Here is a 14,034-nt window from a genome sequence, read left to right on the forward strand (position 1 = left end):
CACTGTCTGCCTGGGCATGGTTTATGGGCAATCTGTGAACGGACTAGAACAATCCCATGCAGACCTGATGGTGCCGGCGATGACGCGCCGCGACGGGGTTCGATGAGACCCCACGTACGGAGCTCGGGATGCCTCTCAGCAGCCAGGACCGCGTGGATCGGCCGCACAATCCCGCCGCACGAGCACGGTCGTGGCGTCGGATGCGATGACCTTCAGAGTCGGGGCGCTCAGGCTGAGCGTGCCCGTGACGTCGCGCCACGCTCCGCTTCCGAGTCGGTATCGGGCGGTGTAGACGACGATGACCTGAACGTCGTAGGTGCCAGTCGCCGCGTACGCGTGGCTCGTCGGAGTGGGACTGAACTCCGCGACCCGAAGACTCGCCCAGCTGGCGCCGGCCGTTCGCGTCGTCGCGCGCTGCCCGTCTCCGTAGTCCCACACGAAGCCGACGGGTGTGAAACGCACGGACGCCTGCTGGTTCAGCAACCGGCCCGTGGCCGTGTGGACCGTCGCATCGGTCATGAAGTTCGTGTCGAGCCCGACGACCGTCCAGCCGTCGGGCTCCGAGGATGCCCTGGGCTTGCTCGGGTAGAAGGACGTGAGATCGGACATCGAGACGCCCGGTGCGGGCGTCGGGCCCGGTGTCGGGTCGTCGGCCTGCGGGATCGCGGCAGGACAGAGCGCGGGCTCGTCGCAGACGTTGGCGTAGGGGTCGTGCGGCGGCCGGTAGGGGGCGTCGTCGTCGGAGTCGCCGGTGGCGATGTCGTCGGAGCCCGTGGAGTGGGAGTGGGCGCCGGTGCCCTCGTGGGCGGTGACGTCGACGTGATCGCCGGCGGCGGTGCCGGTGGAGCAACCGTTGGTCCACTCCCCCATGATGCCGCACCCGCTGCCGTCGCTGGCCGGTACAACGAGTGCACCCAATCCGGCGAACATCACTGCAACGTATATTGCCAGCTTCAGCAATAGCTCGCCCCCGTCCAGTGGTCTCGTTCTGAGACGACGAAACCACCAGCAGCACGTGGGATCACGGTTACAGCGAACGGAATTCGGGTCCGACGATCTGACGCAACAATCGACTTTCCAGTCGCATCGAGCACGTCCACGTGGCTCGTGTCATCACACAGGTAGACATCGACCTTTCGTGAATCAGTTCGTACTGGGGACTGGAGGCGAATCGAATCGAAAGCGCTCCGACCCGTGGAGCGCACGCCGCTCGATCTGAACTCTTTTGCCGACTCCATAGCTTGCGACAGGGCTTCACCAATTGCGACGGTCTCGAAGCGATCGGCGTTTCGGCCGCCGTCTTGCATCACCTCGTCAGTGACCTTGAGGTACGCAGCGTAGGCGTCGGTCGCGACCTTCAGCGCCTCGTCATCCGAGCTGAAGAGCGGGGTGGCGACCGCGGTACGCCCGGGAGTGCGCACCGTGTCGCCCGGAGTGCACGCGCCGAGAGACAGCGCGAGGAGCGCCGCGAGGGCGGCTGCGGGCAACCATCGACGCAGAAGCATGCCGACCACCGTAGAGCGGACCGGCCGGCGGGCGCAGGCGTTATCCACAGCGCGGTCGTTCGCGGTCGCGCACGTGCGCGCCGTGCACGACAACGGTCCGACGGCCTACCGTGAACTCAGCGGTCAGGAGCGCCGCGGAGAGAGAGGACCGATGTCAGAGCTGATTCCCGGGCCATGGCAACGCGCGGCACACGGCGCCGGCCTGTTGAGCGACGACGGCGTCGTGTCGTCCACGATCTTCGCCGAGATGAGTGCGCTGGCCGCGCGCACGGGCGCGATCAACCTGGGTCAAGGCTTTCCCGACGAAGACGGACCCGCAGACGTGCTCGACGTCGCGGTGCGAAGCATCCGCGACGGCGTCAATCAGTACCCGCCAGGCATCGGCATGCCGGTGCTGCGCGAGGCGATCACCGAACACCAGAGACGCTTCTACGGGCTCGAGGTCGATCCCGACCGCGAGGTGCTCGTGACGGCGGGCGCCACGGAGGCACTCGCGTCGACGCTGCTCGCGCTCGTCGAGCGCGGCGACGAGGTCGTCACGTTCGAGCCGTTCTACGACGCCTACGGTGCGACGATCGCACTCGCAGGCGGTGTGCATCGCACGGTTCCGCTGCGTGCACCGCACTTCGAACCCGACCTCGACGAGCTGCGAGCGGCTGTGACGGATCGCACGCGGGTCATCCTCGTGAACGATCCGCACAACCCCACGGGTGCCGTGTTCTCGAGGGAGACGCTCGAGACGATCGTGCAGCTGGCGCACGAACACGACGCGATCATCGTGACCGACGAGGTGTACGAGCACCTCACGTTCGATCGTCCGCACATCCCGATCGCCACGCTGCCGGGCGGGCGCGAGCGCACCGTGACGATCTCCAGCGGCGGCAAGACGTTCAGCACCACAGGCTGGAAGATCGGCTGGCTGGTCGCTCCTCCGGCGCTCGTGACGGCGATCACGGCCGTGAAGCAGTTTCTGACGTACGTGAACGGTGCACCGTTCCAGCCAGCGATCGCGGCGGGCCTGAGGATGCCCGACTCCTTCTTCGCCGACGCCGCAGCGACACTCGCCGCGAAACGCGACCTGCTCTCCGGAGGTCTCGAACGCGCCGGTTTCAACGTGTTCGGCTCGCACGGCTCGTATTTCGTCGTCGTCGATGCCGCGCCCCTCGGCTACACGGATGCCGTCGCCTTCTGCCGGGAGCTGCCGCACCTCGCCGGGGTGGTCGGCGTGCCGATCACGGCGTTCTGCGGGCCGCGGATGCGCGAGGAGGCGGCATCCCTGGTGAGGTTCGCGTTCTGCAAGCGCGTGGACGTGCTCGAGCGCGCGGCCGAGCAGCTGGCGCAGCTGGGATGAGCTCGTCGCGCGTCAGGCCTTCGGCACAACGTCGTAGCGGCGCAGGGACAGCGTGGGGTTGATGCGGCGCACCTCGTGCACACGGTCGAGGGAGAGCCACGCGAGGGCGACGCCGGGACGCTCGCCGGCATCCGCGAGCACGACGCCCATCGGATCGACGACGATGCTCGAGCCCACGCCGATGGGACCGACGTGGTCGGATGCGGCGACGAACACCGTGTTCTCGATGGCGCGCGCGGTGATGAGCGTGCGCCAGTGGTACTCCTTGAGCGGCCCGCGCACCCACTCGGACGGCACGACCACGAGGTCGGCGCCTTCGTCGACGATGGTGCGCGTCAGCTCGGGGAATCGCAGGTCGTAGCAGGTCTGCAGGCCGACGGTGACGTCGTCGACGTCGAACAACTGCGGTGGCACGAGCTCCCCCGCGAGCACCGCGTCGGACTCGCGCGCGCCGAACGCGTCGTACAGGTGCTGCTTGCGATAGGTCGCGAGGATGCCCGCCCCCGGCCCGACAGCGACCAGGGTGTTCGAGAAGCGGTCGGCGGCATCCGTGCGCTCGGCCATGCCCGCCACGATGGTGATCTCGAGAGCGTCGGCGAGCTGCGACAGGGCGGAGGTGAACGGTCCGTCGAGCGGCTCGGCGTGCTCGAGGAACCGCGCGTCGACGGGATCGACGAAGTACGACGAGTACTCGGGGAAGACCACCAGGCGCGCGCCGCGCTGCACCGCCGTCGTTGCGAGCTCGAGGATCGTCGCGAGATTCTGCTGGGTGTCTGCACCGGGCGCGAACTGCGCAACGGCGACGGCCAGGCTCGTGGATGCCTCGTGCGTCTCCTGTTCGCTGCTCGCCATTCCGCAAGCCTACGGTCACGTGCCCCGTCGAGGCACGCCCGGGATTCCACCTGGATTTCACGGGGTCGCGGCGCCCGTGCTAACGTAACTTCTCGTGCCGCGGGGTGGAGCAGTTCGGTAGCTCGCTGGGCTCATAACCCAGAGGTCGCAGGTTCAAATCCTGTCCCCGCAACGAAAAGAAGAAGGCGTCCCGCAAGGGGCGCCTTCTTCTTTTGGGTTACGGGGGGATGCGTGAAGGCACACCCCGCGCGACGCCGGCATGGAACCGGGGCGCCGCGTGCCGTCGGTCCGCAATGATGCGGACTCCGACACGGACTCCACAGCTGCGCCTCCGGGCGGCTTAGACGTTTCTTTGATCGCCGCGCAGAGACTCATCGGGCCGGAACAGCCCCAGGAGTCAGCAGTGCAATCACCCCTCTCTCGCCTCAGGCGCCAGGTCAGGAAAGTCCGGCGCGCCGTTCAGTACGATCGCCACGCGTTCTGGCGCAGGCATCCTCTTCGCCAGGGCGCGGTGCTGTATGAGTCGTTCTCGGGCAACGGCGCGCTGTGCAACCCCGAGGCGATCTTTCGCGGGCTGATCGCCGACCCGGAGTTCGCCGGCCTCACGCACATCTGGGCCCTCGCCGAGCGCGGCGTGGCGCCGGAGCTGGAGGCTGAGTTCGCCGACGACCCGCGCGTGACCTTCGTTCGCTACCGCAGCAGCGCCTACTACCGCGCCCTGGCGACGAGCCAGTATCTCGTGAACAACGCGACGTTCCCCGTCGAGTTCAGCAAACGGCCGGGACAGATCTACCTCAACACCTGGCACGGAACGCCGTTGAAGCAGATGGGCTTCGACATGCCAGGCGGTGCCCTCGACTCGGCCAATACGCTGCGCAACCTGCTCGCCGCCGACTTCCTGCTCGCCGCCAACGACTTCATGGCCGAGCGCATGTATGAGGATGCCTACCGCCTCGACAACGTCTACGCGGGACGCATCATCACGGAGGGCTACCCGCGCATCGACCGTCAGCGGCTCACGGAGGCCGAGGTCGTCGACGTGCGCGCCGCTCTGGGGCGCTCGGGAGCAGCACTGAACGGCCGGACGATCGTGCTGTACGCGCCGACCTGGCACGGCGAGAGCTTCAACCGGCCGGAAGACGACATCGACCGGCTCATCGACGACGTGCGCGAACTGCAGCGCGCGGTCGGGCCGGAGCACATCGTGCTGCTGAAGACGCACCAGGTGGTGCACTCGTTCGCTGCGTCGCGGCCGGAACTGCGGAGCATCCTGGTGCCCAATTCACTGCCGACGAACGTGACCCTCGGCGTCTGCGCGGGGCTGATCACCGACTACTCTTCGATCTTCTTCGACTACCTGGCCACAGGCAGGCCGATCGTGTTCTTCACGCCCGACGCCGCCGAGTACGCCGAGACCCGAGGAACGTACTTCGCCGCCGAGGAACTTCCCGGGCCGGTGACCGAGGATGCCGCGACCGCAGCACGCGCGATGCGCGAGCTGCTGGCGAACAGGCATCCCGCCCCGCGCTACGCCGAGTGGCAGCAACGTTTCGCTCCGCGCGAAGACGGCTCGGTGACGAAGCGCGTCATCGACATCGTGTTCCGCTCGAAGACGGCCGGCTACGACGTGCGGCCCGCGCGCAACGACGGGCGCAAGCGCCTTCTGATGTACCTCGGCGGCATGCGCTCCAACGGCATCACGACGGCCGGGCTGAATCTGCTCGCCGAGCTCGATCACGCCCGCTATGACGTGACGGTGCTGATGGCGTACTCGCGTCGCCGGTGGCACGTGGCGAACCAGGCACTCATTCCGCATGAAGTGCGGCAGCTCTTCCGCATGGGCGGCATGAACGGCGGAAAGCTCGAGCATCTGCGCCGCAAGGTCGACGAGCGTCGGGGCAGGGTGTTGCACGCCGAGTCGCGACGATACAAGGCGCTCTGGGACGACGAATGGCGACGCGTGTTCGGCGGCGCCCGATTCGACTGGGTCGCCGATCTCAGCGGCTACAGCCCGTTCTGGGCGACCCTCATGCTGCACTCCCCCTCCGTGCCGCGCGCGATCTGGCTGCACAACGAGATGGCGGCCGACAGGCACCGCGAGGTCAACGGCCGCAAGCACATGCTGCACAGCCTCGGCCGCGTGTTCAAGCTCTATGGCGAGTTCGACAGGCTGGTGTCCGTCTCTCCCAGGCTCACCGAGCTCAACCGCAGCGAACTCGTGGAATATGCGCCCGCCGACCGGTTCGCCACGGTGCGCAATCTGCCGAACCTGGAGCGCGTGTCGACCCGGCTGCGCCAGCCGTTGACCGAGCTCGACGGGCATCCGGTCGACCCCGAGACGGAGCAGGCGCTCGTTCCCGGTTGGGTGGACGAGCTCGAGGCGCACCACGGCACCTGGTTCGTCTCGGTGGGCCGACTCTCGCCGGAGAAGAACCACGAGCGACTCATCAGGGCCTTCGGCCTGGTGCATGAGCGGCATCCGGATGCCCGACTGCTCATCGTGGGCGCCGGCCCGCTCAAGGACAGGCTGAAGGCCCAGATCGACGCGGCAGGGCTGGCCGACGCGGTGACACTGACAGGTGCGTACCAGAACCCCTTCGCGATCATGGCTGCCGCCGACTGCTTCGTGCTCTCCAGCGTCTACGAGGGCCAACCCATGGTGCTGCTGGAGGCCGCCGTCTGCAGGCTGCCGATCGTCTCGACGGCGTTCGCCTCGGTGCACGACGCCCTCCCCGATCGCGCTATCCACGTGGTCGGCCAGAGCGATGCGGCCCTCGCGGGCGGCATGCTGGCGTTCCTGAACGGCGAGGTGCCGCGCAGCTCGCTCGACATCGATGCCTATCGGGCCGAGGTCGCCGCGGAGTTCTCCGCGATCGTCGACGGCGAGAGCGCGGACGCTCGCGGCCCTGCCACTCCGCCCGGCTCGGCCTCTCCCCAGCCCGCGCTGTGATACCCCTGTCGTGAAGGGCATGCCGTCGCGGCGACGCGAGGTTCACGACCCACTACCGGAGGCACACAGCATGGGCGAGTCGAAGAGCGACACCGCGGGCATCCGCACCTACGTGTTGCTGATCGAGGACGACCCCCACCTCGGCCCCCTGATGGCCAAGGTGCTGCGCGCGTCGTTCGAGGTGGAGCTGATCGCCGACGGGCGAGAGGGGTACGAACGCGCGGTCAGCGGCGAGCACGACGTGATGGTCGTCGATCGCAGGCTGCCGTCGCTCGACGGCCTGAGCATCGTGCGCCGGCTGCGCCAGGCGCGCGTGACCACGCCGATCCTCATGCTCACGGCGCTCGGAACCACCAGCGACAAGGTCGACGGGCTCGACGCCGGCGCCAACGACTATCTGGTGAAGCCGTTCGAGTACGACGAGCTGACGGCCCGGCTGCGCGCCCTCACGCGCCGATTCGACCCGCAGGGCGCCGCCCTCCCCGTGGGCGAGTGGACGTTCTATCCCGACGACGGATGTCTCTACTCCCCGCACATCGGACGCATTCTCCTCACTCCGCGCGAGTGCGCCCTGCTCCGGCTCCTGGCCGAGAGCCCGGAACGCACCTTCAGTCGAGAACAGATCCTGCGCGCGGTCTTCAGCCCCGAGGACCAGCCGGGAACCGTCGACACCTACGTGCACTACCTGCGACGCAAGACCGACAAGGACATCATTCTGACCGTGCGCAACAGGGGCTACCGACTGGGACAGCTGTGATGCGCAGGCGCCGGGAGACGGGAGCCGACGCCGACGCCATCGCGCGGGCATCCCGGCTCGTCACGGCCCAGATCACGGCCGTGGCTGCAGGCATCGTCGTGCTCGTCGTGGTGCTCTCCGTCGCCTTCATCATCGATCAGTCGCAGCCCAGCGAACTGCTGGAGAAGCCAGGGCCCGGGCAGACCAAGATCTACGTCGACGCCGACGAGGTGCTCATCGCGCTGATCGTGACGGGAGTGGTCGCCATCGTGCTGGCGGGCCTGCTCAGCTGGGTGATCGCGCGCCGTGCCGTGCGTCCGCTCGGCGAGGCTCTGCGCATCCAACGCACGTTCGTGGCGGATGCCAGCCACGAGCTGCGAACGCCCGTCGCCGTGATCGCCGCGCGGGTCGAGCTGCTCGCCCAGGAGACCGAGGCCGACGCTGACACGGCCGACAGCATCGCCGGGCTGCGCCGAGACGTGCGCGTGCTCGGCGACGTGATCACGGATCTGCTGCTCGCGGCGGCGCCGCCCAGCGAGATCGAGCCGCTGGAGCCCACCGTCGTGGGCGCGCTGACCAGGGAAACGGTCGACGACCTGAGAATGGTGGCCGCCGAGCGGAATGTGACGCTCGAGCTCGCCGAATGCAGCGACGAGATCCTCACCAAGGTGCCGCGCAGCACGATGCGGCGATGCGTCGTCGCCCTCGTCGACAACGCCATCGGACACTCGCCCGCCGGAGGGGTCGTGGAGGTGACGGTGGGGCCGGCGCCGGAGCGGGCATCCTTCTGCCTCACCGTGCGCGACCATGGGACGGGCATCAGCGGCATCGACCCGGTGCGCGTCTTCGAGCGGTTCGCGCACGGCGACGGCACGACCAGGCAGAGCGCGCGCACCGGCTTCGGCATCGGGCTTTCACTCGTGCGCGACATGGCCGACCGGTACGGCGGACGCATCGAGGTGGCAGAGACGTCGGCGACGGGCACGACATTCGTGCTCACGCTCCCTCGCGCCTGACACCGACCACCACGACCCGCGGACGGTCTCATGGCGGGATGCTGCACGGCTCCCTGCTCCGTCTCAGCGACAAGCGTGCGTCCTGAACGTCTCTGCAGGCATCGCGTGATCTGGGACGAATCTGAGAGCCGTCGATCGAACGTGGTCATGAACGGCCTCAGGAGGATCGATGGACATCAGGTGGATTGCCTCCATGCTCGCCGTCGCCGTGGCTGTGCTCGCCGGCGCGGGCTTCTTCGGCCTGGCGGTTCTCGGCAGCGAATGGCGCCTGCGCAATGAGGAGTGGTCTCCCGACGAGCCCGATTGGGGTGAGCAGTGAGTTCGCGCCTCGAGTCGCGGCTGCCGGAGACCGCGCCGCTCGCCGCCGACTCCGGCCGCCTGACGCTGCGCCGGCGACTCACGATCATCGCCGTCTGCGCCGGCCTGCTGGCCTTCACCATCGACCTGATCGGCTCGTGGATTCCGTCACTGTGGGGTGACGAGGCGGCGAGCCTGCTCTCTGCCGAGCGCCCTCTGCCCACGCTGTTCGCGATGCTCGGGCACGTGGATGCCGTGCACGGCCTCTACTACCTGCTCCTGCACTTCTGGGTGAACGTGGCGGGCACCTCGCCGTTCGCGATCCGGCTGCCCAGCGCGGTCGCCGTCGGCATCGCCGTGGCCGCCATCACGTGGATGTGCGGCCGGCTCCACTCGATCCGGCTCGCCGTGCTGGCCGGTGTCGTCGGCGCCGTGCTCCCCCGCCTCACCTATGCGGGCGAAGAGGCACGGGCGTACGCCTTCGACGCGGCGATCTGCGCTGTGCTCTTCGCGATCGTCGCCGAGATCGTGCTCGCACGCGATCGGCGGCCGCGACTGTGGATCGCATACGGTGTGCTGCTCGCTCTTGGCACGTACATGTTCCTCTACGACCTGCTGACCGCCGTCGCCGTCGGGGTCTTCCTGCTGCTCAGTCGAGCTTCGCGCCGCACGCTGGGGCGCTGGGCGATCGCGACGGGCAGCGCGGCGCTGGTGACATCGCCGCTGCTCTTCTTCGCTCTGGCCGAGCGCGCCCAGGTCGCCTACCTCGCGCATCGCACCGAGGTGACTGCGCAGTCGATCCTGCAGAACATGTGGTTCGGGTCGGCGCCGTTCGCGATCGTGGCGTGGACGTGCATCCTCATCGCCTGCGTCGCACTGGTGGTGCGCCAGGTTCGACCGACGACCGGCGAGCGCCGCCCGGATGTCGTGCTGCTCGCGCTGTGCTGGCTCGTCGTTCCGGTCGGCGTGCTCATCGCGAGCATTCCGTTCGTGGCGGGCTTCACCGCCCGCTACGCCACCTTCGCGGCGCCGGCAGCGGCCGTGCTGATCGCGGCGGGGATCGAGGCGATGATCTCGCGCACCCGTCTCGCCGTTCTCCTGACGGGGGTGGTCGTGCTCGCAGCGGTTCCCGTCTGGGCGGCACAGCGCGGCCCATACGCGATGAACGAGTCGGACTGGAACCAGATCGCCTCGTTCGTGCAGACCAACGCGCGCAGCGGAGACGGCATCGTGTTCGATGAGGCCGTGCGGCCGTCGAGGCGCACCCGGCTGGCGATGGACACCGACCCCGCGGCGTTCTCGGCCGTCAAGGATCTCACTCTCGACCACGCGTATCCGCAGAACACCACCTGGCACGACACGGCATACTCGGTCGAAGAGGCGGCCTCGCTCGGGCGTTTCGACGGCGTCGACCGGGTCTGGGTCGTCGAGTACTCCACGGGCAGCCACACCGACAGCTGGGGCATCTCGTCGCTCGACGCACTCGGCTACCACGTTGCGAGCCGGCACACCGAGCATCGGAGCGTGATCTACCTGTTCACCAAGTGACGACGCTCGCGCGCCTTCACCTCCCCGCATCACCGTTGCCGAGACACCACCCCTCCCCTCCCGCCGCCCGAAAGAACCGACAGAGACCACGGATGCCCCGCCCCGCCGACACTCGCAGCCCAGGTACGCCCTTCACTCGCGTTCCGAAACCCACGCCGTCGTTCTGGATCACGAAGGCCGTCTCCACGGCGATGGGCGAGGCCGTCTCCGACTACTCGATCCACGTGCTGCCGCCCGTGGTCGCCGTGCTCTGCGGTTTCGTGCTGTTCGTGATCGCGCTCATCGTGCAACTCACCCGCGGCCGCTACTCGCCCTGGTCGTACTGGCTGACCGTGGGCATGGTCGCGGTCTTCGGCACGATGGCGGCCGACGTGATGCACGTCGCGCTCGGTGTGCCGTATGCGGTGAGCACCACGTTCTACGCCCTGGCGCTCGCCGCGGTGTTCCTCGTGTGGTGGCGTGTGGAAGGCACGCTGTCGGTGCACGACATCGTCACCACACGGCGCGAGCTCTTCTACTGGGCAGCCGTGATCGCCACCTTCGCCATGGGCACGGCGCTCGGCGATCTCGCCGCCGTGGGCCTGGGTCTCGGATATGCGGCGTCGATCGTCGTCTTCGCACTCGTCATGCTCGTTCCGGTGCTGGGCTTCCGTCTCGCGCGCTGGAACGGCGTCTTCTGCTTCTGGTTCGCATACGTGGTGACGCGTCCGCTCGGCGCTTCGATCGCCGATGCTCTCGGCAAGCCGCGCTCCGCAGGCGGCCTCGGCCTGGGCGACGGCCCTGTCGCACTCGTGCTGGTGCTGCTCATGGCGGCGCTCGTCGTCGCCATGTACGTGCCGAGCAGGAGGGGCGTGCGCACCCGTAGCCTCGCTTCATGACCTCCGTGCTGCTGCACAGCCTGATCGGCGTGGCCGTGCTGATGGCGCTGGCCACCGGTGTGCTCTGGTTCTACGGGGCGCCGCGCCGCTTCGCGCCGGCCCTCGCCGTGCTGCGCGGGGTGCTCCAGCTCGCGGTGGTGAGCATCATCCTCACCGGTGTCATCACCAACGGGTACTGGGTGGCGCTCGCCCTGCTCGTCATGTTCGGCGTCGCGTGCGCGACGGCGATCAAGCGCATCGGATGGAGCGTGCAGCACGCCCTCATGATGGTCACCGCAATGGGCGCCGGCATCGCGCTCACGCTGACGATCGTGTTCGCCACGGGAACGATCGCGTTCACCGCACGCTACGTGCTGGCGATCGGCGGCATCGTCATCGGCAACGCCATGACCATCGCGACGCTCGCCGGACGGCGCTTCGTCGAGCTCGTGCGCGACCGCTGGGACCAGGTGGAGGCGTGGATGTCACTGGGCGCGACCCCGCGCCAGTCCACCCACACGCTCGCCCGCGACGCCGTCTACGCCGCGCTCATCCCCTCGACGGACCAGACCAAGACCACTGGGCTCGTCACTCTTCCCGGCGCCTTCGTCGGCGCGATCTTCGGCGGCGTCTCACCGCTGGAGGCCGGGCGATTCCAGATCGTGGTGCTGGCGGCCATCATGGCCGCCGGTGCCATCACCGCGGTGATGGTCGTCACCTGGATGTCGCCGCTGCGCATGAGGCCCTCTGCACTGACCTGAGCCCGACGGACCCGAGCCCGCACGACGTCCGCAGACCTGCCGTCTCCCGCTCGCTCCGAGACGGAGACCTGGCCGCGACTATGGGTCTTCTCCGACCTGTCTGGGAGAGCCCGATTCTTACAACGTCCTCATAGCCGTCTCCGCACGATCGAAATATGACAACGTATCGACACGAGCAGCCGGGGAGAACGTCGGCCACCGCCGCGCGCCCGCGCCCCGGCCTCTCCGTCGAACGCGGCCGCACCGACGGCTGGCGGCTCGCCGCCGTCGCCATCGTCTGGCTCACCAGCCTCTTCGTTGTCGCCCTGTGGCTCTCCGGCGGCGGAGTGGAAGACCTGCTGCGCTGGGACTCCGACACCATCACCACACTCGGCCGAATCACCGGCCTGGTGTCGGCGAACCTGCTGCTCTACCAGGTGCTGCTGATGGCCCGCATTCCCGTCTTCGAGCGCGGATTCGGCCGCGACGGCGTGACGAGGATGCACCGGCTCGTCGGCTTCTGGTCGTTCTGGCTCATGCTGGCCCACATCGTGCTCATCACCATCGGCTACGCCGTCGAGAGCGGCACCGACCTGGTGGTGCAGGCCTGGCAGTTCGTCTGGGACTACCCGGGCATGCTGCTCGCCACCGCGGGCACGGCGCTGCTCGTGATGGTCGTCATCACGTCGCTGCGCCGCGCTCGTCGGCGCCTGCGCTACGAGTCGTGGCACCTCCTGCACCTCTATGCCTACCTCGGCATCGGCCTGTCGATCCCGCACATGCTCTGGACTGGCGCCGACTTCCTCACCTCCGTTCCCGCGACCGTCTACTGGTGGACGCTCTGGGCACTCGCTGCGGCTTCCGTCGTCGCGTACCGCATCGTGATCCCCGCCGCCCGCTCGCTGCGGCACAGGGTGCGGGTCACGTCGGTCGAGCCCGACGGCGACCGCGGGGTGCTGGTGCGCATGCGGGGACGTGACCTCGCCGCACTGCGTGCCGTGTCGGGTCAGTTCTTCGTGTGGCGATTCCTCGACGGGGCGGGATGGATGCGCGGGCATCCCTTCTCGCTGGCTGCCGCTCCCGCAGGCGACGAGTTCGTCATCTCGGCCAGAGTGCTCGGCGACGGAACGCGGCGCCTCACGGCGCTGAAGCCCGGCACGACGGTGCTCTTCGAGGGCCCGTTCGGCCGGCTCACCGGACGCGAGCGCCACGGCCGCAAGCTGCTGATGATCGGCGCGGGTGCCGGCGTCACACCGCTGGTGTCGCTGCTGGAGTCCGAAGACTACGGCGAGGGCGACGCCACCATCGTGGCGCGTGACAGCGTGCCGGGCGACGGCCTGCGGCTGCACGCGATCGGTGATCTGGTGCGCACCCGCGGCGTGCGGTACGTGCGCCTGGACGGCCGTCGCTCGCGCGGCGAGTCGACGTGGCTGCCCGAATCGCACGCCGCGTGGCGAGGCGGTGACCTGCTGCGCTCTCTCGCACCGGACCTCGAGGATCACGACGCGTACGTGTGCGGGCCAGAGCCGTGGATGCAGAGCGTGACGCACGATCTGCGGGCGGCGGGCATGCCGGCCACGCGCATCCACACCGAGAGGTTCTCGATATGACACGGCGCTGCGAGATGGAACCGGGGAGAGCGCGATGAAGAAGATCATCTACGGGCTGCTCGCCACCGTGACGGGTGTGGTTCTGCTGTTCAGCTACCGCACGTCGCTGGATGCGGTGAGTCCCACGACCGCAACGGGCGGGGAGGCGACCGGCACCGGGTCGAGCGGCGCGGGCACATCGGGATCGGGTGCTGCGAGTTCGACGGGCTCGAGTTCGTCCGGCTCCGGTTCGTCGAGCTCGTCCGACGGAGCGTCGTCGAGCACCTCGTCGTCGAGCGGCCTCAAGGACGGCACGTATACCGGTGCCTCCGCCGACACCCGCTACGGGCCGGTGCAGGTGGAGGTCACGGTCTCGGGAGGCAGGATCACCAAGGTCTCGGTTCCGGTGTATCCGACGGAGAGCTTCCGCGACGAGCAGATCAATCAGCGCGCCGTGCCTCAGCTCGTCTCCGAGACGATGAACGCGCAGAGCTCGAAGATCGACATGGTCTCGGGGGCCACCTTCACGAGCGAGGGCTACCTGCAGTCGCTGCAGAGTGCACTCGACGACGCGCACGCGTGACGGGCAGAGC

At 68.6% G+C, this 14,034-nt stretch carries 13 protein-coding genes and 1 tRNA gene; 11 read left to right on the forward strand and 3 right to left on the reverse strand.

Translation table 11 applies throughout. The features are described from left to right. Positions 1-135: 135 nt before the first annotated feature. Both FPZ11_RS19185 and FPZ11_RS05610 read right to left on the reverse strand, forming a co-directional pair. Entirely contained in the window at positions 136-930 is a 795-nt protein-coding gene (locus FPZ11_RS19185) for a hypothetical protein (RefSeq protein WP_168203742.1), read from the reverse strand. 23 nt (positions 931-953) lie between these two features. Then, a complete protein-coding gene (locus FPZ11_RS05610; RefSeq protein ID WP_146319083.1) occupies positions 954-1,505 on the reverse strand; it encodes a hypothetical protein in 552 nt (183 codons plus the stop codon). A 151-nt stretch (positions 1,506-1,656) separates the two neighbouring features. Here FPZ11_RS05610 and FPZ11_RS05615 point away from each other — a divergent pair, with 151 nt between their 5' ends. Next, complete coding sequence (locus FPZ11_RS05615; protein WP_146322722.1) at positions 1,657-2,856, forward strand: pyridoxal phosphate-dependent aminotransferase; 1,200 nt, start codon at positions 1,657-1,659, stop codon at positions 2,854-2,856. A gap of 12 nt (positions 2,857-2,868) precedes the next feature. On the opposite strand, the gene FPZ11_RS05620 is transcribed toward FPZ11_RS05615, so the two are convergent. Continuing rightward, positions 2,869-3,708 (reverse strand): carbon-nitrogen hydrolase family protein, encoded by an 840-nt coding sequence (locus FPZ11_RS05620; protein WP_146319085.1) that lies wholly within the window; start codon positions 3,706-3,708, stop codon positions 2,869-2,871. A 98-nt stretch (positions 3,709-3,806) separates the two neighbouring features. On the opposite strand from FPZ11_RS05620, the gene FPZ11_RS05625 reads away from it, so the two are divergent. From FPZ11_RS05625 to FPZ11_RS05665, 10 genes are all read left to right on the forward strand, one after another. Next, positions 3,807-3,880: transfer RNA gene (locus FPZ11_RS05625), tRNA-Met, on the forward strand. Positions 3,881-3,967: 87 nt separating this feature from the next. After that, on the forward strand, positions 3,968-6,658 hold the full coding sequence (locus FPZ11_RS05630; RefSeq protein ID WP_146319087.1) for a glycosyltransferase: 2,691 nt from the start codon (positions 3,968-3,970) through the stop codon (positions 6,656-6,658). Between the two features lie 70 nt (positions 6,659-6,728). Further along, the gene (locus FPZ11_RS05635; protein ID WP_146319089.1) at positions 6,729-7,415 is read left to right on the forward strand and encodes a response regulator transcription factor; all 687 of its coding nucleotides are present in this window, start codon (positions 6,729-6,731) and stop codon (positions 7,413-7,415) included. Beyond that, complete coding sequence (locus FPZ11_RS05640) at positions 7,415-8,410, forward strand: sensor histidine kinase (RefSeq protein WP_168203743.1); 996 nt, start codon at positions 7,415-7,417, stop codon at positions 8,408-8,410. The genes FPZ11_RS05635 and FPZ11_RS05640 overlap by 1 nt, the downstream gene beginning before the upstream one ends. A gap of 169 nt (positions 8,411-8,579) precedes the next feature. After that, positions 8,580-8,729, forward strand: coding sequence for a hypothetical protein (locus FPZ11_RS19190; RefSeq protein ID WP_168203744.1), 150 nt, complete (start codon positions 8,580-8,582; stop codon positions 8,727-8,729). After that, positions 8,726-10,255 carry a glycosyltransferase family 39 protein gene (locus FPZ11_RS05645; RefSeq protein WP_146319093.1) on the forward strand — a complete coding sequence of 510 codons (1,530 nt, stop codon included), beginning with the start codon at positions 8,726-8,728 and terminating at the stop codon, positions 10,253-10,255. The genes FPZ11_RS19190 and FPZ11_RS05645 overlap by 4 nt, the downstream gene beginning before the upstream one ends. A 92-nt stretch (positions 10,256-10,347) precedes the next feature. Then, positions 10,348-11,133 (forward strand): COG4705 family protein, encoded by a 786-nt coding sequence (locus tag FPZ11_RS05650; protein ID WP_146319095.1) that lies wholly within the window; start codon positions 10,348-10,350, stop codon positions 11,131-11,133. Then, entirely contained in the window at positions 11,130-11,873 is a 744-nt protein-coding gene (locus FPZ11_RS05655) for an ABC transporter permease (protein ID WP_146319097.1), read from the forward strand. The genes FPZ11_RS05650 and FPZ11_RS05655 overlap by 4 nt, the downstream gene beginning before the upstream one ends. A 155-nt stretch (positions 11,874-12,028) precedes the next feature. Continuing rightward, positions 12,029-13,462 carry a ferredoxin reductase family protein gene (locus FPZ11_RS05660; protein WP_146319099.1) on the forward strand — a complete coding sequence of 478 codons (1,434 nt, stop codon included), beginning with the start codon at positions 12,029-12,031 and terminating at the stop codon, positions 13,460-13,462. 34 nt (positions 13,463-13,496) lie between these two features. Beyond that, a complete protein-coding gene (locus FPZ11_RS05665) occupies positions 13,497-14,024 on the forward strand; it encodes an FMN-binding protein (RefSeq protein WP_146319102.1) in 528 nt (175 codons plus the stop codon). Positions 14,025-14,034 lie beyond the last annotated feature (10 nt).

This window comes from Humibacter ginsenosidimutans, from assembly GCF_007859675.1.
In the GTDB taxonomy this organism is placed as follows: domain Bacteria; phylum Actinomycetota; class Actinomycetes; order Actinomycetales; family Microbacteriaceae; genus Humibacter; species Humibacter ginsenosidimutans.

What these genes read in the sequence shown, in the direction of transcription:
- FPZ11_RS19185 (WP_168203742.1), bottom strand. Translation starts at nt 930, where the DNA reads ATGTTCGCCGGATTGGGTGCACTCGTTGTACCGGCCAGCGACGGCAGC.
- FPZ11_RS05610 (WP_146319083.1), bottom strand. Translation starts at nt 1,505, where the DNA reads ATGCTTCTGCGTCGATGGTTGCCCGCAGCCGCCCTCGCGGCGCTCCTC.
- FPZ11_RS05615 (WP_146322722.1), top strand. Translation starts at nt 1,657, where the DNA reads ATGTCAGAGCTGATTCCCGGGCCATGGCAACGCGCGGCACACGGCGCC.
- FPZ11_RS05620 (WP_146319085.1), bottom strand. Translation starts at nt 3,708, where the DNA reads ATGGCGAGCAGCGAACAGGAGACGCACGAGGCATCCACGAGCCTGGCC.
- FPZ11_RS05630 (WP_146319087.1), top strand. Translation starts at nt 3,968, where the DNA reads ATGGAACCGGGGCGCCGCGTGCCGTCGGTCCGCAATGATGCGGACTCC.
- FPZ11_RS05635 (WP_146319089.1), top strand. Translation starts at nt 6,729, where the DNA reads ATGGGCGAGTCGAAGAGCGACACCGCGGGCATCCGCACCTACGTGTTG.
- FPZ11_RS05640 (WP_168203743.1), top strand. Translation starts at nt 7,415, where the DNA reads ATGCGCAGGCGCCGGGAGACGGGAGCCGACGCCGACGCCATCGCGCGG.
- FPZ11_RS19190 (WP_168203744.1), top strand. Translation starts at nt 8,580, where the DNA reads ATGGACATCAGGTGGATTGCCTCCATGCTCGCCGTCGCCGTGGCTGTG.
- FPZ11_RS05650 (WP_146319095.1), top strand. Translation starts at nt 10,348, where the DNA reads ATGCCCCGCCCCGCCGACACTCGCAGCCCAGGTACGCCCTTCACTCGC.
- FPZ11_RS05655 (WP_146319097.1), top strand. Translation starts at nt 11,130, where the DNA reads ATGACCTCCGTGCTGCTGCACAGCCTGATCGGCGTGGCCGTGCTGATG.
- FPZ11_RS05660 (WP_146319099.1), top strand. Translation starts at nt 12,029, where the DNA reads ATGACAACGTATCGACACGAGCAGCCGGGGAGAACGTCGGCCACCGCC.
- FPZ11_RS05665 (WP_146319102.1), top strand. Translation starts at nt 13,497, where the DNA reads ATGAAGAAGATCATCTACGGGCTGCTCGCCACCGTGACGGGTGTGGTT.